Below are 340 nucleotides of genomic sequence, written 5' to 3' on the forward strand. Positions count from 1 at the left end.
TCGACCTGGGTCCGGCCGCCGCGCTGTCCTGCCGAGAGTGCGGCCACCGTGTGCCCCTCGGCCCCGTCTTCGCCTGCGAGGAGTGTTTCGGCCCGCTGGAGATCGCCTACGACTTCTCCGGGTACGACACCGAGGAGCTCCGCAAGCGCATCGAGGCGGGTCCCGCGAACATCTGGCGCTACGCGCCCCTGCTGCCCGTCCCGGCCGACGTGGCCGACAAGCCGAACATCAACCCCGGCTGGACCAAGCTCGTCCAGGCCGACAACCTCGCCCGTGAACTGGGCGTCGACGCCGGCAAGCTGTTCGTCAAGGACGACTCCGGCAACCCCACGCACTCCTT

At 69.7% G+C, this 340-nt stretch carries 1 pseudogene; it reads left to right on the forward strand.

Annotation, left to right across the window (positions count from 1 at the left end):
• Nucleotides 1–340: pseudogene (locus CCN29_RS36315) on the forward strand (threonine synthase); the annotation flags it as partial.

It is taken from the genome of Streptomyces pseudogriseolus, assembly GCA_002154585.1.
Lineage (GTDB): Bacteria > Actinomycetota > Actinomycetes > Streptomycetales > Streptomycetaceae > Streptomyces > Streptomyces pseudogriseolus.